The organism is Microvirga brassicacearum, assembly GCF_008757455.1.
Taxonomy (GTDB): Bacteria; Pseudomonadota; Alphaproteobacteria; order Rhizobiales; family Beijerinckiaceae; genus Microvirga; species Microvirga brassicacearum.
Window position 1 is genome coordinate 43,653 of record NZ_VCMV01000014.1, and the last position, 21,699, is coordinate 65,351.

At 63.1% G+C, this 21,699-nt stretch carries 23 protein-coding genes; 14 read left to right on the top strand and 9 right to left on the bottom strand.

Annotated features, from left to right (window positions below):
- Nucleotides 1-282 precede the first annotated feature (282 nt).
- A complete protein-coding gene (locus tag FEZ63_RS26200; protein ID WP_150944253.1) occupies nucleotides 283-804 on the top strand; it encodes a hypothetical protein in 522 nt (173 codons plus the stop codon).
- On the opposite strand, the gene FEZ63_RS10905 is transcribed toward FEZ63_RS26200, so the two are convergent.
- Together FEZ63_RS10905 and FEZ63_RS10910 are read right to left on the bottom strand one after the other, a co-directional pair.
- Nucleotides 755-1,813 carry a glycosyltransferase family 4 protein gene (locus FEZ63_RS10905; RefSeq protein ID WP_150944256.1) on the bottom strand — a complete coding sequence of 353 codons (1,059 nt, stop codon included), beginning with the start codon at nucleotides 1,811-1,813 and terminating at the stop codon, nucleotides 755-757. The two genes, FEZ63_RS26200 and FEZ63_RS10905, sit on opposite strands and share 50 nt — an antisense overlap.
- Nucleotides 1,813-2,625, bottom strand: a complete 813-nt coding sequence (locus FEZ63_RS10910) for a UDP-2,3-diacylglucosamine diphosphatase (protein WP_150944258.1) — start codon at nucleotides 2,623-2,625, stop codon at nucleotides 1,813-1,815. Before FEZ63_RS10910 ends, FEZ63_RS10905 begins: the two co-directional genes overlap by 1 nt.
- 180 nt (nucleotides 2,626-2,805) lie before the next feature.
- Here FEZ63_RS10910 and FEZ63_RS10915 point away from each other — a divergent pair, with 180 nt between their 5' ends.
- Together FEZ63_RS10915 and FEZ63_RS10920 are read left to right on the top strand one after the other, a co-directional pair.
- Nucleotides 2,806-3,738: a DMT family transporter gene (locus FEZ63_RS10915; protein WP_150944260.1), complete on the top strand. Its 933-nt coding sequence runs from the start codon at nucleotides 2,806-2,808 to the stop codon at nucleotides 3,736-3,738.
- A gap of 192 nt (nucleotides 3,739-3,930) precedes the next feature.
- Nucleotides 3,931-4,548: an XRE family transcriptional regulator gene (locus FEZ63_RS10920; RefSeq protein ID WP_150944262.1), complete on the top strand. Its 618-nt coding sequence runs from the start codon at nucleotides 3,931-3,933 to the stop codon at nucleotides 4,546-4,548.
- Between the two features lie 82 nt (nucleotides 4,549-4,630).
- Here FEZ63_RS10920 and FEZ63_RS10925 read toward each other — a convergent pair whose 3' ends face one another.
- From FEZ63_RS10925 to uraH, 6 genes are all read right to left on the bottom strand, one after another.
- Complete coding sequence (locus FEZ63_RS10925) at nucleotides 4,631-5,578, bottom strand: cytochrome c (protein WP_150944264.1); 948 nt, start codon at nucleotides 5,576-5,578, stop codon at nucleotides 4,631-4,633.
- A 65-nt stretch (nucleotides 5,579-5,643) separates the two neighbouring features.
- On the bottom strand, nucleotides 5,644-6,075 hold the full coding sequence (locus tag FEZ63_RS10930; protein WP_150944266.1) for a c-type cytochrome: 432 nt from the start codon (nucleotides 6,073-6,075) through the stop codon (nucleotides 5,644-5,646).
- Between the two features lie 138 nt (nucleotides 6,076-6,213).
- Nucleotides 6,214-6,534, bottom strand: coding sequence for a rhodanese-like domain-containing protein (locus tag FEZ63_RS10935; protein ID WP_150944268.1), 321 nt, complete (start codon nucleotides 6,532-6,534; stop codon nucleotides 6,214-6,216).
- A 57-nt stretch (nucleotides 6,535-6,591) separates the two neighbouring features.
- The gene (gene lysM / locus FEZ63_RS10940) at nucleotides 6,592-7,038 is read right to left on the bottom strand and encodes a peptidoglycan-binding protein LysM (RefSeq protein ID WP_150944270.1); all 447 of its coding nucleotides are present in this window, start codon (nucleotides 7,036-7,038) and stop codon (nucleotides 6,592-6,594) included.
- A 75-nt stretch (nucleotides 7,039-7,113) separates the two neighbouring features.
- Nucleotides 7,114-8,547, bottom strand: coding sequence for an allantoinase PuuE (puuE, locus tag FEZ63_RS10945; RefSeq protein ID WP_150944272.1), 1,434 nt, complete (start codon nucleotides 8,545-8,547; stop codon nucleotides 7,114-7,116).
- Between the two features lie 2 nt (nucleotides 8,548-8,549).
- Entirely contained in the window at nucleotides 8,550-8,900 is a 351-nt protein-coding gene (gene uraH / locus FEZ63_RS10950) for a hydroxyisourate hydrolase (protein WP_150944274.1), read from the bottom strand.
- A 137-nt stretch (nucleotides 8,901-9,037) separates the two neighbouring features.
- Here uraH and FEZ63_RS10955 point away from each other — a divergent pair, with 137 nt between their 5' ends.
- The 7 genes from FEZ63_RS10955 to FEZ63_RS10985 all read left to right on the top strand — a co-directional run bounded on the left by FEZ63_RS10955 (nucleotide 9,038) and on the right by FEZ63_RS10985 (nucleotide 16,780).
- On the top strand, nucleotides 9,038-10,264 hold the full coding sequence (locus FEZ63_RS10955; RefSeq protein WP_150944276.1) for a urate hydroxylase PuuD: 1,227 nt from the start codon (nucleotides 9,038-9,040) through the stop codon (nucleotides 10,262-10,264).
- Nucleotides 10,265-10,314: 50 nt separating this feature from the next.
- On the top strand, nucleotides 10,315-10,749 hold the full coding sequence (locus FEZ63_RS10960) for a GlcG/HbpS family heme-binding protein (protein ID WP_150944278.1): 435 nt from the start codon (nucleotides 10,315-10,317) through the stop codon (nucleotides 10,747-10,749).
- Between the two features lie 158 nt (nucleotides 10,750-10,907).
- Complete coding sequence (locus FEZ63_RS10965) at nucleotides 10,908-12,491, top strand: peptide ABC transporter substrate-binding protein (protein ID WP_150944281.1); 1,584 nt, start codon at nucleotides 10,908-10,910, stop codon at nucleotides 12,489-12,491.
- A gap of 76 nt (nucleotides 12,492-12,567) precedes the next feature.
- Nucleotides 12,568-13,488 (top strand): ABC transporter permease subunit, encoded by a 921-nt coding sequence (locus tag FEZ63_RS10970; RefSeq protein ID WP_150944283.1) that lies wholly within the window; start codon nucleotides 12,568-12,570, stop codon nucleotides 13,486-13,488.
- 8 nt (nucleotides 13,489-13,496) lie between these two features.
- Nucleotides 13,497-14,633 (top strand): ABC transporter permease subunit, encoded by a 1,137-nt coding sequence (locus tag FEZ63_RS10975; protein ID WP_150944285.1) that lies wholly within the window; start codon nucleotides 13,497-13,499, stop codon nucleotides 14,631-14,633.
- A 1-nt stretch (nucleotide 14,634) separates the two neighbouring features.
- Complete coding sequence (locus tag FEZ63_RS10980) at nucleotides 14,635-16,266, top strand: ABC transporter ATP-binding protein (RefSeq protein ID WP_150944287.1); 1,632 nt, start codon at nucleotides 14,635-14,637, stop codon at nucleotides 16,264-16,266.
- A gap of 58 nt (nucleotides 16,267-16,324) precedes the next feature.
- Nucleotides 16,325-16,780 carry a GNAT family N-acetyltransferase gene (locus FEZ63_RS10985; protein WP_244622753.1) on the top strand — a complete coding sequence of 152 codons (456 nt, stop codon included), beginning with the start codon at nucleotides 16,325-16,327 and terminating at the stop codon, nucleotides 16,778-16,780.
- Nucleotides 16,781-16,799: 19 nt separating this feature from the next.
- Here the strand turns inward: FEZ63_RS10985 and FEZ63_RS10990 are convergent, their stop codons facing one another.
- On the bottom strand, nucleotides 16,800-17,435 hold the full coding sequence (locus FEZ63_RS10990) for a glutathione S-transferase family protein (protein WP_150944289.1): 636 nt from the start codon (nucleotides 17,433-17,435) through the stop codon (nucleotides 16,800-16,802).
- A gap of 133 nt (nucleotides 17,436-17,568) precedes the next feature.
- On the opposite strand from FEZ63_RS10990, the gene FEZ63_RS10995 reads away from it, so the two are divergent.
- The 4 genes from FEZ63_RS10995 to FEZ63_RS11010 all read left to right on the top strand — a co-directional run bounded on the left by FEZ63_RS10995 (nucleotide 17,569) and on the right by FEZ63_RS11010 (nucleotide 21,693).
- Nucleotides 17,569-18,393 carry a PPK2 family polyphosphate kinase gene (locus tag FEZ63_RS10995; protein WP_150944291.1) on the top strand — a complete coding sequence of 275 codons (825 nt, stop codon included), beginning with the start codon at nucleotides 17,569-17,571 and terminating at the stop codon, nucleotides 18,391-18,393.
- Nucleotides 18,394-18,462: 69 nt separating this feature from the next.
- Complete coding sequence (locus FEZ63_RS11000) at nucleotides 18,463-19,299, top strand: universal stress protein (protein WP_150944293.1); 837 nt, start codon at nucleotides 18,463-18,465, stop codon at nucleotides 19,297-19,299.
- A 185-nt stretch (nucleotides 19,300-19,484) separates the two neighbouring features.
- Nucleotides 19,485-20,420 carry a DMT family transporter gene (locus tag FEZ63_RS11005; RefSeq protein WP_150944295.1) on the top strand — a complete coding sequence of 312 codons (936 nt, stop codon included), beginning with the start codon at nucleotides 19,485-19,487 and terminating at the stop codon, nucleotides 20,418-20,420.
- An 82-nt stretch (nucleotides 20,421-20,502) separates the two neighbouring features.
- The gene (locus FEZ63_RS11010) at nucleotides 20,503-21,693 is read left to right on the top strand and encodes a substrate-binding domain-containing protein (RefSeq protein WP_150944297.1); all 1,191 of its coding nucleotides are present in this window, start codon (nucleotides 20,503-20,505) and stop codon (nucleotides 21,691-21,693) included.
- The last annotated feature ends 6 nt before the right edge of the window (nucleotides 21,694-21,699 follow it).

Here is a 21,699-nt window from a genome sequence, read left to right on the forward strand (position 1 = left end):
GGTTCTGCCAATCTTTGCGCGGACCAGAAGCTTGAGCGGATTGTCCTCACATAGCGGACATCGCTGAATCTTGATTGATTTATGAGTACACGGCCTAATCAGGACGTCCGGGCAGCTGAAATCGTGGCCGGAGCCGCGAATGGGCGTTGATAACGCAACGGAAGGTGTTGAGCTGTTGCGAGCTTTCGACACACTGGCACCTGACAGCCGGGGGCGTGCCCTGGTCGGAAATCCAGCCGATTTCTCCGGGACATGCTCGGGGAATCAGGAGCCCGCATAGCGATGACGCCTACCATGACCGATGAGGAGCCGTTCGTCACGGCGGAGGATGGCGATTTCGCCGATTCCGATTTTACCGCCATCGAGGCAGCCGTCATGGAAACCTCGCGCGGCCGGTGGTTCCTGCGCGAATATGCGAGGCGCAACCGCCATGCGGATACCGAGGTCGTTCTTGGCGCGGTCAACCGGCTGCAGGATGATACGCTGCCGGGTCGCGCGGTGCGGGTGATGGACCACCTCCACGACAATCTCCGGACCATCGCGACGATGTTCGAGCAGACCAGGCGCGAGGTAGCCCTGCTGCCGCCGGTGGACCGCGTCGGCCTTCATCCGATTCACCCGGATGTTCCATTGAGCGACACTGACGCGGCGGGGATGCAGCGCATCGCGCGGATCCTCAAGAACCTGCGCTATCTCGAGACGCGTCTCCACGCGATGATCGCGATTTGCGATTCCGAACCGGCGGAGAGCGAGCCTATGCGACAGCCGGAACCGACGGCCGCGCACCCGCCGTTTCTGATGTGAGCGGGGCAGTATCGCACGCGATCGCAATGTTGGAGAAGAATTGCCGCGCACTTTCGCGCCAGGTGAAGGTCTCGCCATAGGCGCGGCAGCGCGTCTTCGGGATATCGAGTGCGGCCAAAGCACCTTGCCGCAGGTCGTCCCCGAGAACCCCGCAACCGGACCCTCCCACCACGTCGGCTGGCCCGGTGACCGGGAAGGCCGCGATCGGGAGACCCGATGCCAGCGCTTCGAGCAGGACGATGCCGAAGGTGTCAGTCAGGCTCGGAAAGACGAACACATCCGCGCTGGCATAGATGCGCGCAAGCTCCTCTCCGGATAGAACACCGAGGAAACGCACATCCGGGTATTTCCTGGCAAGCACCGCTCGCGCCGGGCCGTCGCCCACCACGAGCTTGGTGCCGGGAAGATCGAGCGCCAGGAACGCCTCGATGTTCTTCTCGACAGCGACGCGGCCGACGAACAGGAACAGCGGCCCGGGCGCATCGATGATCCGCTCGCGCCGCGGGCGAAACAGCGTCGTGTCGACGCCGCGGGTCCAGCGCAGGATATTGCGAAAGCCGCGCGCGCCGAGTTCGCTCTCCAGGGACGGCGTGCTCACCATCACGGCGCGGCCGCCATTGTGAAATTGCCGGAGGAACCGGTAGGTGAGGCCCTCCGGGATCGGCATGCGGGCGGAGAGATATTCGGGAAAGCGCGTATGATAGCTCGTGGTGAAAGCGCGCCCGTCCTTCAGGCAGGCGCGGCGGGTCGCAAGGCCGATCGGGCCTTCGGTTGCGATATGAATATGCGTCGGATCGGCCGCTTCGATGAAACGCCGCACTTGTCCGGGTGCCACCACCGACAACCGGATTTCCGGGTAGGTTGGCATCGGAAACGAGCGGAAGCGTTCCGGCGTCAGGAAGCTGACCTCAGCCCCGAATCCCGGCGCCATTTCGGCCATGTATTCGAGCGAGCGCACGACGCCGTTGATCTGCGGCCGCCACGCATCGGTGGCGATGAGGAGACGCATCAGGCAGCCTCCTGCGCCAGAAGGCTCGCGGCGGCGCTGTTTTCCGGCCGCAGACGCGCTCCGGCCTCGGCCCAGCGCACCAGTTCGAATGCACCATCGTAGTGTTCGACGACCGCCGTGCAGGATTCGACCCAGTCGCCGGTGTTCACATACGCGATGCCGTCGAGGTCGCGCATGGCAGCATGGTGGATATGTCCGCAGATGACGCCGTCGGCATCATGTCGCTTCGCCTCGGCGGCGAGCAATTCCTCGAAACGGCCGATATAGTTGACGGCGTTCTTCACCCGCAGTTTCGCCCATGACGAGAGCGACCAGTAGGTGAGCCCGAGTTTTCGCCGCACGACGTTGAGATAGGTGTTGATGAAAAGCGCGGCGGTATAGGCGCCGTCGCCAAGAAGCGCGAGCCACCGCGCGTGCCGGACGACAAGGTCGAACTGGTCGCCGTGGATCACCAGATAGGTCTTGCCGTCGGCGGCCTCGTGGAGCGCAAAATCCGCAAGCTCGACCCCGCCGAGACTGTTCCCGAGGAAGTCGCGCAGGAATTCGTCGTGGTTGCCCGGAATGTAGACCAGGCGCGTGCCCTTGCGGACCTTTCGCAACAGCTTCTGCACCACGTCGTTATGGGCCTGCGGCCAATACCAGCCGGATTTCAGGCGCCACCCGTCGACGATGTCGCCCACAAGATAGATCGTGTCGGCGTCGTAGCGTTTGAGGAAGGCGAGCACCTGGTCGGCCTGACAGCCCTTGGTGCCAAGATGAAGATCGGAGAGAAAGAGAGTGCGAACGCGAATTGCGTCGAACGCCTGACCCATGAGACATCCTCCGGCTTGATCACCATCAGCCAGACCGGATTCCCGTCTCAGGATCGTGACGCTGATCTTGCAGTTTTGTGACGTCGGGCACCAAATGCGGCTTTTGGGGCGAAATGGGCTTCACGCCGCTCCCACGCCGTGGTTGTTTGCGGCTCGTTTCCTCCACCGACTCAGAGTCCGTTGAACCCACTTCTCGGGATTTCCCTCAAAGTTCTGTCCGCTCTCGTCTTCACGGTCATGTCGGCTATCCTGAAGACCCTGACGGCGCGCTATCCGGTCGGCGAGGTCGTCTTTTTCCGCTCGGCCTTTGCGATCATCCCGCTGCTCGCATGGCTGATATGGCAGGGCGCCCTGATCAATTCGGTGCGGACGAAGAACCTGCGCGGCCACTTCAAACGCGGCTTCATCGGCACGCTCGGCATGTATCTGGGGTTCTCGGCGCTCACCTATTTGCCGCTGCCGGACGCCATCGCCATCGGGTACGCCTCGCCGCTCATCGTGGTCGTGCTGGCGGCCCTCGTGCTCAGGGAGAAGGTTCGGGCCTATCGCTGGACGGCCGTCGCAATCGGGTTCGTCGGCGTGCTGATCATGCTGTCGCCCTACCTGTCGCCGAGCATGTTCTCCGGCGGATTGTCGTCCGGACCCACCCTCGGCGCCGTCGCGGCGCTTGCGGGAGCATTTTGTTCCGCCGGCGCGATGATCCAGGTACGGCGGCTGACGGAGACCGAGAAGACCGGCGCCATCGTGTTCTACTTTTTCATTCTCGCCTCCTGCCTCTCGCTCCTGACCCTGCCATTCGGCTGGCGGCTGCCGGACCGCGCCGACCTGATGCTCTTCGTGGTCGGCGGCCTGTTCGGCGGCCTGGGGCAGATTCTTCTGACCGAGAGCTATCGGCATGCGGACACCTCGATCATCGCCCCCTTCGAATACACCAGCATGATCTGGGCGCTGCTGATCGGCTGGGCGGTGTTCGGCGATCTGCCGGCGCTGACGGTGATCATCGGCGGCCTGATCGTTGCCGCCACGGGGCTGCTGATCGTCTGGAGAGAGCGCCAGCTCGGCCTCCAGCGCGCCAAGGAGCTGGCCGCGGCATCGCAGCGATCCAGCGTCTAGAGCATGAGCCGTGGAGCGGATTCGGCAGACGTCGTGCTCCGGATGATAAAATCGGTCACGTTTTCATGAGTTTGGGCAGAATCTGTCCAAACTCATCGTGATCCAGACGGGCGCTTGACCCCAGCGCCTCCATACCCCAAAACCTTTTTGTGGAACGATCGTTCGTTCTTTCAGGACACGAGGCGTTTTGAGATGGGCGTAGAAGGCAAAGAGCGGCACCGGGAGCTGGACGCCGGAGCGCAGGTTCTGTCCGGCCATATGGGCAAGACGATCCAGCGGCTGCGCAAGGCCTACAATCTTTCGCTCTCTGAGCTGGCCGAGCAATCCGGCGTCGCCAAATCGATCATCAGCCAGATCGAGCGCAACGAGACCAACCCGACGCTCGCCACCATCTGGCGCCTCAGTCAGGCGCTGGACGTGTCCATCGAGCGCGTCCTGGCCTCGAGCGACGAAGAGCCGTTCATCGAGAAATCCTCGCGCGCCGACACGCCGAACCTGCTGTCGGAGGACGGCAAGGTTCGCCTCGCCATCGTCGGGTGGATCAAGACCATCGAGTGGCTGCAATGGTACGACGTGCAGGCCGAACCCGGCGGCGTGCTGGATTCGGACGCTCACCAGCGCGGCTCGGTGGAATGCCTGTCCGTGCTGGAAGGCGAGTTCGAGGTCGAGGTGGGCGAGGTGGTCCAGCGCGCCAAGGCCGGCGAGACCCTGCGCTATCGCTGCGACCGTCGCCACACCGTGCGCTGCGTCGGCACTGCTCCCGCACGCGCCACGATGGTCTGCATCCTCAAAGCCGCGGTGATGGACTGATCAACGAGGGCCCGCTCGGACCTGCGGCTCCGCCGCTCGACCGCAGTGAGCCTCCTCGACAGGTCTTGAGGCCCGCTCCGATCTATTGAGGCTTCTTGTAGGCGTCGAGAGGGGCGAGCGACAGGATGTATTCGGCCATGGCGGCGCGGTCCCCATCCGACAATTGCGCGGTGTTGCGAACCACATCCGCCATCGGCCCGCCCACCGTGTCGAAATTCGGGGTATCGCCGGTTTTCAACAGCGTGGTCAGGTCGTCGGGCGTCCAGCCGCCGATGCCCGACGGGCTCGGAGTGATGTTGGGGACGACTCCTTTGCCTTCCGGATCGGGTCCGCCGGCAAAGCGGCGATCGGAAATGATCGCACCGGCGAAATTGCGCTCGCTATGGCACTCGGCGCAATGGCCCGGGCCGTTCACCAGATAGGCGCCCCGATTCCAGCTCTCGGACTTTGACGGATCCGGCGCGAACACGCGTCCGTCGAGGAACGCCAGATCCCACAGGCCGAGGCCGCGGCGCATCGAGTAGGGAAACTTCAGTTCATGATCGGGCGTGCGGCCCTCGACCGGTGCCAGCGACATGATGAACGCGTGCAGGTCGGTGAGGTCTCCCGGCGACATGCGCTGATAGGAGGGATACGGAAAAGCCGGGTAGAGATGCGTCTCGCCGGGTCCGATGCCCTCGCGCATGGCGCGGATGAAATCCTTCAGCCGCCACGCGCCGATCCCGTCCTGCTTGTGGGGGGAAATGTTGGGAACATGAAACGTCCCGAAGGGCGTCGCCAGCTTGAGACCGCCGCCGAGTTTCAATTTGTCGCCCTGCCCCGGAACCGCATGGCACGACGCGCAGCCGCCGGCATAGAAGAGCGTGCGGCCGTTATCTGCGTTGCCGGCATCACCGGGAAACCCCGCCGGAATCGCGACGGCGTCTGCACTGCCGCGAACCCACCGATAGACGGTGGGCGACGTCAGGGCGTAAAAGCCCACACCCCCCAGCAGCAGCAGACCGACGAGCCCCAGCAGCGCCCTGCGCATCACGTCTCCTTGACCTCATGGCAACGGGCGGCGCGAGGCCGCCCGCAAATGGTAGCGCCGGACAATCAGCTCTTGCGATAGGTCTTGTGGCAGGTGCCGCAATTCTGCAGGACTTTCGGCATTTCGGCCTTGAAGGACGCCTCGTCGGTGATCTTCGCCAGGGCCGTCTGCGACGCCGCATCGAGGCTGGCAAACAGCTTGTCGAATTCGGCCTTGCTTTCCCACACCGTCGGGAGCGCATCCGTCTTCTCGGCGCCTTTCGTGCTCTCCGGGAACAGGGGCGGCAGCTTTTTGGCCGCATCGGAGACGGTCTTGAGGGCGGCCTGGGTTTGGGCGAGGTCGAACGGCGCCTGCCCCCGCAGCATTCCCGCAATCGTTCGCGATTGCGCGCCGAATTGCTTCATCAGGTCCTGACGCTGTTCGACAATATTACTTTGGGCAATGGCTGCCGTCAGGCCGAGCGTCATCAACCCGGCGACGATAATCGCACGCTTCATTCAAGATCCCCCTGTCCGTCTTCAGAATCGCTGCCGGCATCGGCTCGCGGACGTCGCGGAGTTAGCCACAGATCGCGGCGTTTTCGCACTGCGCGCTTGAACAAATCTGCGTGAGCGATGCGATTGTGCACGCCGAAGCTACTCGACCGGTTCGCCGGCTTCCGACCAATCCTTGAAGCCGCCCTTGTAATGTTCCCGAAGGTCGATCCCCGCCGCCTGGGCCAGCTCGGCGGCGCGCACGGATCGGACACCGGAGCGGCAGGACAGGACGACGCGCCTATCGGTCGGAATCGATGTCGGATCGAAGGCCGACAACGGATGCGAGACGGCGCCCGGAATATGGCCCTCGGCGAATTCATGAGGCTCGCGCACATCCACGAGCAGGATCGAGTCCTCGCTCAGCCCCCGCTTGATGGCGTCGCGATCGAGATCGACGATGGTCGGCTTGCTGACATTCATGATTTGGCTTCTCCGTGCGGGACCCCGCATGTAAGGCCCCGCGCGGAGGACCGCAATCTAGGCGAGCGGCGGAATGCGAAGCACCCAGCCGGGCTGGATCATGTCGGGGTTCTTCACCGGGGGCGAATTCGCCTTGACAATCTGGGTGTGCTTGGCGCCGTTGCCCTTGCCGTAATGCTTCTCGGCGATCGCCCAGAGCGTGTCGCCCTTGACCACCGTGTACATCACGGATTCGGCGGCGGGCTTCTCGATCTTGAGGCCGCTGGTATCCACCTCGGCGACCCCATAGGTATTTCCAAGCGCCAGGATGATCTTCTCGGCTTCCTCCTGGCTGACGGCGTCGCCGGACAGCTTGACCTTGCCGTCATTGACCTCAATTGCGAGTTTATCCGAGTTGAAGCCGTGGCCCTTGACCTCTTCCTTCAATTTCTCGGAGGTCGCCGCCTGAGCGCTGCCGCCAAAGATCTTGGCGCCCGCTTCCTTGATGAACGTGAAAAGACCCATCGAAAACTCTCCCCTTCAGCCGGCCGTTGCGGCCAAGCTGAGGGCAAGACTCTTTCACCGGCCTCCGGGTTCCGTTCAGGCAAGCGAAGAGAAGACATCCGCGAGCGAAGGGAGCCTGTCTTTCAGGCGCAACAGGGCGATGCGGTCAATTTGCTCCAGGGCGGCCTCGAATTCCTGATCGGGGTTGTGCTCGAGACGCTCCTCGAACGCTGCCAGGATCTCCTCCTTGGTGCGTCCCTTGACCGCCAGGATGAACGGAAAGCCGAATTTTGCCCGGTAAGCATCGTTGAGAGCAAGGAAGCGGTCGCGCTCCTCCTCTGTCAGGCGGTCGAGGCCGGCGGAGGATTGTTCGCTGCGGGAAACATCCGTTAGGTCGGCGAGCTTCAGGCGCCCGGCAAGGTCCGGGTGGGCCTCGACCAGCGCACGTTTCTGCTCCCGGCTTGCCGACTTCAGCACCGCCGCCATGCTGGCGTGCAGCCCCTCGGCGGTGTCCTGGACAGTGGTCAGCCCCGCCTCATGGGCTTTCCCGGCGATCCAGGGCGAATGCTCGTAGATGTCGCCGAAGAGCGTCACGAAGACGGCCCGGTTCATGGTGCTGGGCTTGAGGCCCGCGGGGCGGTGATGGGCGAGCCAATGCCGCGCGACATCGATCCGTCGCGCGACCCACACGCGCTCGTGCGACGCCACATAATCGAGAAACCGCGCCAGTGCCGCGGCCCGCCCCGGACGTCCGACAAGCCTGCAATGGAGGCCGACCGACATCATCTTCGGCGCAGTCTCGCCCTCGGCATACAGCGTATCGAACGTGTCCTTCAGGTAGGCGTAGAACTGATCGCCCGAGTTGAAGCCCTGAGGTGTCCCGAAGCGCATGTCGTTGGCGTCGAGCGTATAGGGCACCACGAGTTGCGTGCCATTTTCCCAATAGGGCAGCTCATCGGCATAGGAATCCGCCGTGTAGAGAAAGCCGCCCTCCTCCGCCACCAGAGCGTTGGTGTGGCCCGATGTCCGGCCCGTGTACCAGCCGGTGGGGCGCTCGCCCGTCACTTCGGTGTGGATGCGGATCGCCTCGTTCATATGCGCCCGTTCTTCTGGCGCGCCGAAATCCTTGTAGTCGATCCACTTCAAGCCGTGGCTGGCGATTTCCCAATCCGCCTCCTGCATCGCCGCGACCGCTTCCGGGTTGCGCTGAAGCGCCGTCGCGACGCCAAAGACCGTCACAGGCATCGCGCGCGCGGTGAACATCCGCCACAGCCGCCAAAACCCCGCGCGGGAGCCGAACTCGTAGATCGATTCCATGCTCATGTGGCGCTGGCCCGGCCACGGGGCGGCGCCCACGATCTCCGACAGGAACGCCTCGGAGGCGCGGTCGCCATGCAGGATGTTGTTCTCGCCGCCCTCCTCGTAATTGACCACGAACTGCACGCAGAGGCGCGCATCGCCCGGCCAGTTCGGATGGGGCGGATTGCGGCCATAGCCAATCAGATCGCGCGGATAGGACGTCTCGCTCATGCTCAACTGCCCCGATAGGTGGAATAGCTCCACGGCGTCACCAGGAGCGGCACGTGATAATGCCCGTCCGGCTCGGCGATCGAAAAGCGGATCGGCACAAAATCGAGGAAGGACGGCTCGGCGGCCGTTTCCGTGCTGCGGAAATAAGGACCGATATGGAAGACGAGTTCGTAGGTGCCAACCTGAAAGGTGTCGCCTGACAGAAGCGGCGCATCGGTGCGGCCATCGGCGTTGGTGCGTGCCCTGGCGACGGAGCGGCGGGTAGCGCCCTCGACCGCGAAGAGTTCGATTTCGACCCCGCTCGCGGGCCTGCCCATGACGGTGTCGAGGACGTGGGTGGATAGCCGGCCCATGAATGCTCCTTCGGGACGAGATCGTCTTAGGGTTACTCTATCGGAATGGCTTGCCGATGAAAAAGGCCGAAAGCCGACCTATCGCAAAGCCACCGGCGGTTCTAGGCTGACGGTCCCGGACCGCTTCAAGTGATTGCATGATCGACCCGCAAATTTCCGAATGGATCAGCCAGCTGCTGCGTTGGGTTCATGTCATTACCGCGATAGCGTGGATCGGCTCGTCCTTCTATTTCATCCATCTCGATCTCAGCCTCAAGACCCGGGAAGGGCTGGCGCCCGGTGTCGGTGGCGAAGCGTGGCAGGTCCATGGCGGCGGCTTCTACAATATGCGCAAGTACCTGATCGCGCCGCCCGAGTTGCCCAAGGAGCTGACGTGGTTCAAGTGGGAAAGCTACAGCACCTGGATCACCGGCTTCTTCCTTCTCGTCTGGGTCTACTACCTGCGCGCCGATCTCTACACGATCGATCCGGCGGTGCGGGCGCTCGCGCCCTGGCAGGCGGGCGCCCTCGGCATCGGCGGCCTGATTTTGAGTTGGCTCGTTTATGAAGGTCTCTGCCGCTCGCCTGTCGGTCGAAATCCTGCGCTGCTCGGCGGCGTGCTGTTCGTCTATATTCTCGCGGCTTCCTACGCTTTCACGCATATCTTCAGCGGGCGGGCGGCCTTTCTCCATACCGGTGCGATGATCGCCACATGGATGTCGGCCAGCGTCTTCTTCGTCATCATTCCCAACCAGAAAAAGGTCGTGGCGGACCTGCTGGCGGGCAAGATTCCCGATCCGGCGCTCGGTCTGCAGGCCAAGCAGCGCTCCACTCACAACAACTACCTGACGCTCCCCGTCATCTTCCTGATGCTGTCGAACCATTATCCGCTGGCATGGTCGTCCCGCTATTCGGTCGGCATCATCGCCATGATCCTGATCGCCGGCGCACTCATCCGGCATTTCTTCAATGCGCGTCATGCGGGGAAGAAAGCGCCCTACTGGACATGGCTTGTGGCGGGCTACTGCATCGCCATCGCGATCTGGCTCTCGATTATCGGCAAGCCCGGCTACGTCAATCAGGCGGAAGCGCAGTCCGGCGTGACCCCGGAGATCGTCGAGACTTCCTTCGATGCGGCGGTTCTCGCCATCCAGTCGCGCTGCTCCATGTGTCACGCCAGCGAACCCTCCTGGGCGGGAATCCCGGCAGCACCGAAGGGCATCGTTCTCGACACGCCGGCCGAGATCGCCCGGCACGCGGAGATCATCCGCATCCAGAGCGTGCTGACCCATGCGATGCCGCCCAACAACATTACCGAGATGACAGTGGAGGAGCGTAAGGCCGTGGCCACTTGGCTGGCGCAAAAGGAAGCCATCCTGCGCTAGGACGTGCTGACGATATCGATCAACGCAAATCATCAAAAATGGAGACAGGCATGTCGGAACTCACCCTCGAAATCGCCCAGACGATCGCCAACGCGGCGCTGAAAGCCGCCCGCGAGAAGTCGTTCAAACCGCTCTCCGTGGTGGTCTATGACCAGCGCGGCGCCATCAAGGCTCTGGCGTCGGAGGATGGCACGAGCCTGAAGCGGGCCGAGATCGCCATGGGCAAGGCCTATGGGGCGCTCGCCTTGGGGGTCGGCTCCCGCGCCCTTCACAAGATGGCGACCGACCGTCCCTATTTCGTCGCCGCCGCAACCCATGCGGTGGGCGGACAATTGGTGCCGGTTCCCGGTGGCGTCCTGATCAAGGACGGCCAAGGCCGGATTCTGGGAGCGGTCGGCGTTTCCGGCGACACGTCGGACAACGACGAGATCGCGGCGGCGGCGGGAATTGGGGCAGCAGGACTGACCTTTGACGCGGGAGCGTAGCGCTCTGCCACCCTCCAAACCATTGCTGGGCAAGGGTTTTTAATACCCTCTGGACATACGGGAATGTTTGCTCAACAAATGAGATAAGGTCACCGAAATTCGGCGATCGACATTTTTTCAAACGACCAAGAAAAACTCAACAGAAGGGAACGCGTCACATGTCATGGTTCAAACGCATGGCTCTCGCGACCGTCGCCACGGCCGCCCTCATGGGAACGGCGTCGGCCGAAGTGGTCTATAACCGAGCCAATTCCGGCGAGCCGGAAACGCTCGATACGCACAAGACCTCGACCGTTCAGGAAGCCCACATCCTGCGCGACATGCTCGAAGGCCTCGTGACTTACAACGCCAAGGGCGAAGCGGTTCCCGGCCAGGCCGAGAAGTGGGAAATCAGCGACGACGGCAAGACCTACCGATTCACCCTGCGCGACGGCATCAAATGGTCGAACGGCGACCCGGTGAAGGCATCGGATTTCGTCTATTCCTACCGCCGCATCATGGATCCGGCCACCGGCGCCAAATACGCCAACATCCTTTACCCGATCGCCGGCTCCGAGAAGGCCAACAAGGGCCAGGGCAAGATCGAGGACATCGGCGTCAAGGCAGTCGACGACAAGACCCTGGAAATCCGTCTCGAGCAGGCGACCCCGTACTTCCTCGAACTCCTCACCCATCAGACCAGCCTTCCGGTGCATCAGGCCTCGGTCGAGAAATTCGGCAAGGATTTCGTCAAGCCGGGCAACATGGTGTCGAACGGCGCCTACAAGCTCGCCGAATTCGTGCCGAACTCGCACATCAAGCTCGTGAAGAACGAGAATTATTACGGTGCGAAGGACGTCAAGATCGATACCGTCAACTACTTCCCGAACTCGGATTTCTCCGCGATGGTGCGTCGCTACGAGGCCGGCGAACTCGACACGACGGACGACCTTCCGGCCGATCAGATGAAATCCCTGAAGGAGCGTTTCAAGGATCAGGTCAAGCTCGGGCCGTGGCTCGGCACATGGTTCCTGGTGGTTAATTCGTCGAAGCCGCCGTTCAACGACGTGCGCGTCCGCCAGGCCCTCTCAACCGGTCTCGACCGGGAGTTCATCGCCGAACAGATCTGGGGCCAGACGATGCAGCCCGGCTACTCGTTCATGCCGCCGGGCGTCGGCAATGCGGGCGCGCCCGCCTACATGGCGAACAAGGATGCGTCGCCGATCGAGCGCGAAGACAAGGCGAAGGCGCTCCTGAAGGAAGCCGGTTTCGGCCCGGGCAAGCCGCTGAAGGTCGAGATCCGCTACAACACCACGGATAACAACCGCAACACGGTCATCGCGGTTGCCGAACAATGGAAGCAGCTCGGCGTCGACACCACCTTCGTCAACACCGACGGCAAGACGCACTTCGCTCACTTGCGTGATGGCGGCGACTTCGACATCGCGCGCTATGGTTGGATCGCGGATTACTCGGATCCGAGCAACTTCCTGTTCCTGGTCAAGAGCGACAACAAGGGCTTCAACTACGGCAAGTACAACAACCCCGAATTCGACGGGTTGCTGAACCAGGCCGCGACCGAGCTCGATTTGAAGAAACGGGCCGAGATGCTGCACAAGGCCGAGGCGATCCTGATGAAGGATATGCCGTGGATCCCGGTCATGTATTACGGCAAGAGCCAGCTGATCTCGCCGAAGATCAAGGGTTTCGTGCAGAACACCCGCGGCGTCTACCCATCGCGGTTCCTGTCGAAGACCCAGTAGGAACTGGCAATACGGGGCGGGCCGGACATATCCGGACCGCCCCTTTTTTCAACATCGACACAGCAGGAGGAGCCTCGTGCTCTCCTTCATCATCCGCCGGTTTCTGTCGGCCATTCCGACGCTGCTGATCATCGTCACGATCTCGTTCTTCCTGATCCGCCTTGCGCCCGGAGGACCCTTCGACCTCGAGCGTCCGCTCGAGGCCAAGGTGATGGAAAATCTCAACCGCATCTATCAGCTCGACAAGCCGCTGATCCAGCAATACTGGCTTTACCTCACCTCCGTGATGCGTGGCGATTTCGGCCCCTCGTTCTTCCTCCGCGATTTTTCCGTCGCCGAATTGTTCGCGCGCGGCCTGCCGGTGTCGATGACCCTCGGCGCACTTGCCCTCTCATTCGCGATTCTCATCGGCGGCACGCTTGGCTCCATCGCGGCGATGCGGCAGAACAGCGGCGTCGATTATCTCGTGACGGGCCTCGGCGCCCTCGGTCTCACTATCCCGAATTTCGTCGTCGCGCCGGTCTTCCAGATCGTCTTCGGCCTCACGCTCGCATGGCTCCCCGTCGGCGGATGGGCGAACGGCTCGGTGCGCAACCTCATCCTGCCGGTGACCGTTCTCGCTCTGCCGCAGATCGCGGTGATTTCGCGCATGACGCGTGCGGCAATGATCGAAAACCTGCGCTCCAACCACATCCGCACCCTGCGTTCTCTCGGCCTGCCGCTCCATGTTATCGTCAGCCACGCGCTGCGCGGCGCGGCCTTGCCGGTGGTGTCCTATCTCGGGCCGGCAGCCGCCGCCCTTCTCACCGGCTCGGTGGTGGTCGAGACAATCTTCGGGCTGCCCGGGATCGGGCGCTATTTCGTCGAAGGCGCGCTTAACCGCGATTACACGCTCGTCATGGGCACCGTCGTAGTCATCGCCGTCTTCGTGCTTCTCTTCAACCTCGTGGTCGATATCCTCTACGCGCTCATCGATCCGCGCATTCGTTACGATTGAGATGTGCCATGGCTGAAGGCGCTGTCGTTCCCACCGAATTCATCACCGGGCCGATCGTCGGCCGTTCGCTCTGGGTGGAGGCCCGCGTGCGCCTCGTGCGCAACCGGGCCGCCCTCACCAGCATCGTGGTGCTGGGCTTCGTCGCGCTGGCGTGCATTTTCGGACCCTTCGTGACGGGCCACCCGTTTGATCGCGTCTATCCCGATTACGTGCGCGCACCGGCGAGCCTTTCAACCTATCCCACGCCCGGACAGGTCGAGCCCGCGATCGAGCGGATCGGTGCGCGCGTTCGCGCGAAAGCCGAGAACATCGAGATCGGCCGCAACCAGATCCGCATGAACCTCGTCGGGCAGCGCCCCATCGACGAGCGGCTGCTCGCCTATTTCGAGCGGTCCGACCTGTTCGGGCCCGCCAAGGTGGTCGAGCGCCTCGATGAGGGCCGGACCCTAGTGATCGATGTTCCGGTCAAGCGCACCTATTTTCTGTTCGGCACCGACGCCAACGGACGCGACCTGCTCACACGCACCATGAAGGCCGGCCAGATCTCGCTCGCCATCGGCTTGCTCGCCACCTTCGTGTCGATCCTCATCGGCGTCGTCTACGGCGCCACCTCCGGCTATCTCGGCGGTCGGGTGGATCTGATCATGATGCGCATCGTCGACGTGCTCTATTCGCTGCCGTTCATCTTCTTCGTCATCATGCTGGTGGTGTTCTTCGGACGCAATTTCATCCTGATGTTCATCGCCGTCGGCGCGGTCGAGTGGCTCGACATGGCCCGCATCGTGCGCGGCCAGACCCTGTCGATCAAACGACAGGAATACGTGCAGGCAGCAGAAGCCCTCGGCGTCGAGACGCGCGGCATCATCCGCCGCCACGTGATTCCCAACACGCTCGGCCCGGTCGTCGTCTACATGACGCTGCTGGTGCCGAAGGTGATCCTGCTGGAGAGCTTCCTGTCGTTCCTCGGCCTCGGCGTGCAGGAGCCCGCCACCAGTCTCGGCGTCCTGATCTCGGAGGGCGCCAAGAATATCCAGGGCGCGACCTGGATGCTGCTCTATCCCTCCCTGACACTCGTCACCATCCTGTTTTGCCTGAACTTCATCGGCGACGGGCTGCGGGACGCTCTCGATCCGAAGGATCGCTGACATGGCCGAGTCGGTTCTCACAATCCGCAACCTCAACGTCCGCTTCCGCACCGGCGATGGCATTCTTCATGCGGTGAAAGGCATCGATCTCGACGTCGCGGCCGGCGAAACCGTCGCCATCGTGGGTGAATCCGGTTCCGGCAAGAGCCAGACCATGATGTCGGTAATGGGCCTGCTCGCCACGAACGGTTGGGCCGATGGTTCGGTGAAATATCGCGGCGAGGAACTCATCGGACTTTCGCCCGACAAACTCAACGATTATCGCGGCTCCAAGCTCACGATGATCTTCCAGGAACCGATGACCTCGCTCGATCCGCTCTACCGGATCGGCGACCAGATCGCATTGCCGCTCACGACCCATGGCCGCATGAGCAAGGCGAAAGCCCGGGCGCGGGCCATCGAACTGCTCGAACTCGTGCGGATCCCCGAGCCGACGCGGCGGATCGATTCATACCCCCACGAGATGTCGGGCGGCCAGCGCCAGCGCGTGATGATCGCGATGGCGCTCGCCAACAATCCCGACGTGCTGATCGCCGACGAGCCGACGACGGCGCTCGATGTGACGGTCCAGGCGCAGATCCTCGAACTCCTCGCCGACCTGCAGAAACGTCTCGGGATGTCCATCGTCTTCATCACCCACGATCTCGGCATCGTCCGCAGGTTCGCGGACCGTACCTACGTGATGAAGCGCGGCGAAGTGGTGGAGAGCGGCGTCACCAACGAAATTTTTACCGCACCGAAACACGCCTATACGCGCATGCTCATCGACGCTGAACCCACCGGCCGCAAGGAGCCGGTCGCCGCCGGATCGCCGATGGTGATCGAAGCGAGGGACATGAAGGTCACGTTCGGCCTGAAGAAGGGCTTCTTCGGCAAAGCCGGCCATGTGCTCCACGCGGTCGATGGGGTCAGCCTGTCGGTGCGGGCTGGCGAAACGGTGGGCGTCGTCGGCGAATCCGGTTCAGGCAAATCGACGTTGGGCCGCGCGATCCTGCGGCTGTTGCCGGCGGGCGGGCTAGTTCGGTTCGAGGATCGCGACCTGATGCCGCTCGATCGCGCCGGCATGCGGCCCTTACGGCGGCACCTGCAACTCGTGTTCCAGGACCCGTTCGGGTCGCTCTCGCCGCGCATGACGGCGGGCGAAATCGTCACGGAGGGCCTGCTGGTTCACGAGCCTCGCATCACCCGCAAGGAGCGCGACAGGCGCGCGGCGCAGGCCTTCGAGGAAGTGAGCCTCGATCCCGCCTGGCGCAATCGGTTTCCGCATGAATTCTCCGGCGGTCAGCGCCAGCGCATCGCCATCGCGCGCGCGATGATCCTGCATCCGAAACTGGTCGTGCTCGACGAACCCACATCGGCGCTCGACCGTTCGGTGCAGAAGGAAATCGTCGAGCTGTTGCGCGAATTGCAGAACGCGCACGGCCTCGCCTACGTGTTCATCAGTCACGATCTCGCGGTGGTGCGTGCGCTCTCGGACGAGATCATGGTGATGAAGAGCGGCAAGGTGGTCGAGCGGGGCACCGCCGAGGCGATCTTCGAGAAGCCGAAGCAGACCTACACGCAGGATCTCATTGCGGCCGCGTTCCTGCGCGGCCTCGAGGACGTCAAGACCGCAGCGCCGCTCGCGTCATGAGAACTGAAAACGCGACCGCGGTGCCGGCGAGCATCGGCGGACATGGACCAGTCCTCGCATGAGCCCGATCATTCGCCTTGCGCAAATCCAGGATCGGCGCGCGGTCGAGGCGATCGTCGAGGCCGCCTATACGCCTTACATCCGGCGCATCGGGCAAAAGCCTGGGCCGATGTCCGACGATTATGACGCTCTCATCCGAGAGGGGCGGGCCCACGTTCTCGTCGATGAGGGCATGATCCAGGGCATCCTCGTGCTGATCCCCGAAGAGGGATCGATGCTCCTCGACAACATCGCCGTCAGCCCCGCCGCCCAGGGGCGGGGCCATGGGCGGACGCTGCTGCAATTCGCGGAGAAAACCGCGCGTGCTGCGCATCATGCGTCGATCAGGCTCTATACCAACGAGGCGATGACCGAGAACATCGCGCTATATTCCCGGATCGGCTTCATCGAGACGCACAGAGCCGAAGAAAAGGGCTTGCGCCGCGTTTACATGACCAAGCGACTCGATCCCTGACGGCGCCCCCCGCCGTTCCCTAGACGAACGGCGCTTCGATCCCTTCCACCCGCAAGGTTTCCTGCACGGCCGGACGCGCCAGAACCCGTTCGGCGAGCGCGCCGAGATTGGGGATCGTGCGCGGCGGGCGCGGCATTCCGCGGCCCCATCGAATCAGCATGAGCAGCATCAAATCGGCTGCGGAGAACTGGTCTCCAAGCAGCCATTGCTGCCCGCCCAATTGCTGCGAGATCACATCGAACATGTGGTTCAGCCGCTTCTCGGCAGCGTTCTTGACGCTTGAGACCGCCTCATCGTCCATGACATGCTCGCGCGGATAGAACCAGGAGCGGAACTCTGCCTGCGGCGTGTTGGTCAGGTGAACCATCCACTTGTAGAATTCGCCACGCTCCGGCGTGCCGTAGGCCGGCGCCAGTTTGGCCTCGGGAAATTTGTCGGCGAGATGCATCGCGATCGCCGCCGTCTCAAACAGCACGTGGTCGCCATCCAGCAAAACCGGGATGCGTCCGTTCGGATTAAGCTTGAGGTATTCGGTGCTCTTCTGCGCATTCTGCGTGCGATCGACGAGACGGAGTTCGAACGGCACGCCGATTTCCCGCAACATCATGTGCGGCAGGAGGCTGGCATTGCCAGGATAGTAGTAGAGAGCAATCATCCGGTGCGCCTTTTCCAATCCCGATTTACACATCCTTGCTAGAATGAACGTGGATCGCCGTAAAGGTGTCGCCTCTTGTTCCATTTGCCGCCGCCTGCCCTATCGTTGATAAGAACCAGACAGGGGGGCTGCCATGACCGACCAGACGAAGGAGCTCATCGACAAGCTGCAGGTAAAGCCGGGCGTCAAGGTCAAGTTGAAGGACGGCGATGCTCGCGGCGAACGTCTCTTCAGAGACGAACCGGAAACGAGGGCAGAAACGGCAGCTCTGGCGGAGGAGATCAACGCGTTGCAGGACCGCCTCTATGCCGAGCGGCAACGCGCACTTCTGGTCATTCTGCAGGGCATGGATACGTCGGGGAAGGATGGCACGGTCCGCGATGTCTTCAACGCCACCGGCTCCATCGGGGTCTTCGTCCACGCGTTCGGCCGCCCGTCCGAAATGGAGCTGGCGCATGACTACCTGTGGCGCGTTCATGCGGTCTGCCCGCGGCGCGGCACGATCGGCATCTTCAACCGCTCGCATTACGAAGACGTGCTTGTGCCGAAGGTCCACAAGCTGCTGTCGAAATCCGATATCGGGAAGCGCTACGACCAAATCAATGATTTCGAGCGGATGCTGACCGAGAACGGCACCGTCGTGCTCAAGTTCATGCTGCATATCTCGCGGGCCGAACAGGCCCAGCGCCTGCAGGAACGGCTCGATGATCCCAGGAAGCGCTGGAAGTTCAACCCGGGCGACCTTGAAGATCGAAAGCTCTGGGACGAGTTCGAGGATGCGTACGAGACGATGCTGGAGAAATGCTCCACCACGGTCGCGCCCTGGTACGTGATCCCGGCGGACCGGAAATGGGTTCGGAACGGGGCGATCGCCCGCATCGTCAAGGCGACCCTTGAAGAGATGGATCCGCAATATCCGAAGCCGGCCTGGAAACCGACGGATTTCAGCGTGGTCTAGCCCGCGGCCAGCCGGGTACGGTCCACCAAGGGACTTGCGAACAACACCCATGAGCGCGACAATACTCTTATGAAAAGCATCCTCGTTCCGATTGAAGATCACGGCGTCATCGAGTCCGTCCTTGAGACGGCCCTGCTCCTCGGCCAGAGCTTCGACGCCTACATCGAGGGGCTCGCCATCACGCCGGATTACCCGGTGGTACTCCCGGTCGACATCGCGATCGGCGTGCCCTCCCCGATCACCCCCGAGAACCGCCAGGAGATGGCAAAAGCCTGTCACGAGCGGTTCGAGGCCTTCATGTCGCGCAAAGGGGTTTCCCGCTCCACCGCCAGCCTGTCCGGCCTGAGTTACGGCTGGCGGCAGGACGGCCTGAGCGAAGACGCCTTCATGGGCGCCTATGGCCGGGTCTTCGACGTAACGGTGCTCGGTCGACCCGACGGGGGGAACGGCCATACGCGCCTGTCCACAGTTGAATCGGCGCTGTTTGAAACCGGACGTCCGGTGCTGATCGCGCCGCCGGTCGCGCCCAAGACGCTGGGCAACACAATCGTGATCGCCTGGAATCGCAGCACCGAGACGGCGCGCGCGGTCCAGGGGTCGATGCCCCTGCTCGCGAAGGCCCGGCGGGTTGTCGTTCTGGAACTGGAAAACTGGGGCGTTCCCGGCCCGTCGGCCTCCGAGCTGGTCCGATCGCTGGCCATGCACGGCGTGCCCGCCGAGGCGCTAATGAGCAGTGATCCGTCCAACAAGCCCGGCGAAGCCATTCTGGGCGAGGCCGCATCGCTCGGATGCGACCTGCTCGTCAAGGGCGCTTATACGCAGAGCCGCCTGAGGCAGATGTTCTTTGGCGGCGCGACCAGCCACATCCTCGGCAATACGACCGTTCCGGTACTGCTGGCTCACTGACGCAGCGGCAGCCGTTCGGCCGCAGGGGACAACGGGTTACCACCCCATGGACGGATGACGGCCGGGGCGATACGCGCAGAGACGTCACCGTTCTTTCGATCGAGTCGTTTCATGTTATCCGCCGCCAATCCCGGCCGAGGGGCCACTCGCCTGCTTGAGGTTGCGTGCCGCTCCGGCGGCGTGCGATGAGCGCGCCCCGGCCCTCACGCCACCAGAAAGTCCGATCCGGCGCCTTCTTCGGCATCGGCCTCATGCTGCTCGGCATCTTCCTGTTCGCGGTCAACGACGTCATGGGGAAGTGGCTCGTGGCGACCTACTCGGTCGGTCAGGTCCTGCTGTTGCGCAGCGCCGCAGCGCTCGCCGTGCTCATTCCCATCATGCGCCGCCAGAAGGTGGCTTTCGCGATCCCGCCGCAGCCGGGGCTCCACGCCATCCGGATCGGCCTCTCGACGCTCGAAGTGGCGTCGTTCTACTGGGCCGTCACCTATCTGCCGCTCGCGGACGTAATGACCTACTACCTCGCGGCTCCCATCTATGTGGCGGCCTTCGCGGTTTTTCTGCTGGGTGAAAAGCTCGACGGGCCGCGCATCCTCGCCATCGCCGTCGGGTTTGCTGGGGTCCTCGTCGCGCTCCGGCCCTCGCCCGCAACCCTCAGCCTGCCCGCGCTGATCGCGCTGGCCGGCAGCCTCTTCTACGCGCTCCTCATGATCACGACCCGCAAACTGCGCGACACGCCGGATGCGACGCTGGTTCTGGGGCAAATCGGCGGCGCGCTTGTCTTCGGCGCGATCGCCGCGCCGTTCTCCTGGGTGCACCCGTCGCCACTGGAACTGGCCGGCCTTTTCCTCCTCGGCATCGTGTCCATGGCGGGCCATGTCTGCGTCAACCGCTCGCTCAAACTCGCGCCGGCTTCGGTGGTCGCGCCGTATCAATATACGCTCATCGTCTGGGCCATCGTGCTCGGCTATCTGGCGTTCGGCGACATCGTCGAGTTCTGGACACTGGTCGGCGCCGGCATCATCTGTGGCGCCGGCCTGATCCTGCTAGTCCTGGAACGTGGCGCCGCCCGGCGCGGCCGGGTTGCGCGCGACATCGAAAAGCCGATCCTGCCCGAGGCCTGAACCGGCCTTTCTCAGTTGATGGTCGTGCTTGACACGGACCCCGGCGCACGCCCCAATAACCTCACAAAAAACGAGGGAACGCATGCGCCGCACATTGACATTTGCTGCCGCAACGGCAGCCATTCTCATGGCATCGACCGCCATGGCCCAGGACATCAAGATCGCGCTGATCGCCGGCAAGACCGGTCCGCTGGAGGCTTACGCCAAGCAGACCGAAGCCGGCTTCATGATGGGCCTCGAATATCTCACCAAGGGGTCGATGAGCTGGAAGGGGCGCAAGATCAGCGTCATCGTCAAGGACGATCAGCTGAAAGCCGATCTGGCAAAGACCCTGCTCGAACAGGCCTATAACGACGACAAGGTCGATCTCGCGATCGGCACCACGTCATCGGCCGCAGCACTCGCGATGCTTCCGGTCGCGGAAGAGAACGGCAAGGTGCTGATCGTCGAACCGGCCGTGGCCGACGCGATCACGGGCGAAAAGTGGAACCGCTTCATCTTCCGCACCTCGCGCAATTCCACGCAGGACGCCTACGCCGCCGCCGCCGCCATCCCGGCGACCGGCGAAGTCAGCGTCGCGACGCTGGCGCAGGATTACGCCTTCGGTCGCGACGGCGTCGCGGCGGTCAAGACCGCGTTGAAGGAAATCCGCCCCAACGCCAATGTGGTGTTCGAGGAATACACGCCGCAGAACGCCACGGATTTCACCGCCTCCGCCCAGCGCCTGTTCGACGCCTTGAAGGATAAGCCCGGCAAGAAGATCATCACGATCATCTGGGCCGGCCAGCATCCGCTGCCGAAGATCGCCGACCTCAAGCCGGAGCGCTACGGCATCGAGATCGCGCCCGGTGGAAACATCTTGCCGGCGATGCAGATCTACAAGAACTATCCGGGCATGGAAGGCGCGATCTATTATTATTACGCGTTCCCCAAAAACCCCATGAACGACTGGCTCGTGGCCGAGCATCAGAAGCGCTTCAACGCCCCGCCGGACTTCTTCACCGCCGGCGGTTTTGCTGCCGCCTCGGCAGCGCTCACCGCCATCGACAAGGCCGGCGGCACCGACACCGAAAAGCTCATTGCCGCCATGGAGGGCATGACCTTTGAGACGCCCAAAGGACCGATGACATTCCGCAAGGAGGATCATCAGGCGCTGCAGGTCATGTATCACTTCAAGGTCAAGGGTGACGGCAAGGACGCCAACGACCTGCTGGAACTGGTCAACACGATTCCGGCCGACAAGATGCCGATTCCGGTGCGCAACAAGCGCTGACCAGCG

Bases quoted from the DNA above. Each gene is read 5' to 3' on its own strand.
- FEZ63_RS11010 (WP_150944297.1), top strand. From the start codon at position 20,503: ATGCGCCGCACATTGACATTTGCTGCCGCAACGGCAGCCATTCTCATG.
- FEZ63_RS11005 (WP_150944295.1), top strand. From the start codon at position 19,485: ATGAGCGCGCCCCGGCCCTCACGCCACCAGAAAGTCCGATCCGGCGCC.
- puuE (WP_150944272.1), bottom strand. From the start codon at position 8,547: ATGAGCGAGACGTCCTATCCGCGCGATCTGATTGGCTATGGCCGCAAT.
- FEZ63_RS10960 (WP_150944278.1), top strand. From the start codon at position 10,315: ATGTCGGAACTCACCCTCGAAATCGCCCAGACGATCGCCAACGCGGCG.
- FEZ63_RS10990 (WP_150944289.1), bottom strand. From the start codon at position 17,435: ATGATTGCTCTCTACTACTATCCTGGCAATGCCAGCCTCCTGCCGCAC.
- FEZ63_RS26200 (WP_150944253.1), top strand. From the start codon at position 283: ATGACGCCTACCATGACCGATGAGGAGCCGTTCGTCACGGCGGAGGAT.
- FEZ63_RS10920 (WP_150944262.1), top strand. From the start codon at position 3,931: ATGGGCGTAGAAGGCAAAGAGCGGCACCGGGAGCTGGACGCCGGAGCG.
- FEZ63_RS10910 (WP_150944258.1), bottom strand. From the start codon at position 2,625: ATGGGTCAGGCGTTCGACGCAATTCGCGTTCGCACTCTCTTTCTCTCC.
- FEZ63_RS10965 (WP_150944281.1), top strand. From the start codon at position 10,908: ATGTCATGGTTCAAACGCATGGCTCTCGCGACCGTCGCCACGGCCGCC.
- FEZ63_RS10925 (WP_150944264.1), bottom strand. From the start codon at position 5,578: ATGCGCAGGGCGCTGCTGGGGCTCGTCGGTCTGCTGCTGCTGGGGGGT.
- FEZ63_RS10935 (WP_150944268.1), bottom strand. From the start codon at position 6,534: ATGAATGTCAGCAAGCCGACCATCGTCGATCTCGATCGCGACGCCATC.
- FEZ63_RS10980 (WP_150944287.1), top strand. From the start codon at position 14,635: ATGGCCGAGTCGGTTCTCACAATCCGCAACCTCAACGTCCGCTTCCGC.
- FEZ63_RS10985 (WP_244622753.1), top strand. From the start codon at position 16,325: ATGAGCCCGATCATTCGCCTTGCGCAAATCCAGGATCGGCGCGCGGTC.
- FEZ63_RS11000 (WP_150944293.1), top strand. From the start codon at position 18,463: ATGAAAAGCATCCTCGTTCCGATTGAAGATCACGGCGTCATCGAGTCC.
- FEZ63_RS10995 (WP_150944291.1), top strand. From the start codon at position 17,569: ATGACCGACCAGACGAAGGAGCTCATCGACAAGCTGCAGGTAAAGCCG.
- lysM (WP_150944270.1), bottom strand. From the start codon at position 7,038: ATGGGTCTTTTCACGTTCATCAAGGAAGCGGGCGCCAAGATCTTTGGC.
- FEZ63_RS10975 (WP_150944285.1), top strand. From the start codon at position 13,497: ATGGCTGAAGGCGCTGTCGTTCCCACCGAATTCATCACCGGGCCGATC.
- uraH (WP_150944274.1), bottom strand. From the start codon at position 8,900: ATGGGCCGGCTATCCACCCACGTCCTCGACACCGTCATGGGCAGGCCC.
- FEZ63_RS10930 (WP_150944266.1), bottom strand. From the start codon at position 6,075: ATGAAGCGTGCGATTATCGTCGCCGGGTTGATGACGCTCGGCCTGACG.
- FEZ63_RS10905 (WP_150944256.1), bottom strand. From the start codon at position 1,813: ATGCGTCTCCTCATCGCCACCGATGCGTGGCGGCCGCAGATCAACGGC.
- FEZ63_RS10955 (WP_150944276.1), top strand. From the start codon at position 9,038: ATGATCGACCCGCAAATTTCCGAATGGATCAGCCAGCTGCTGCGTTGG.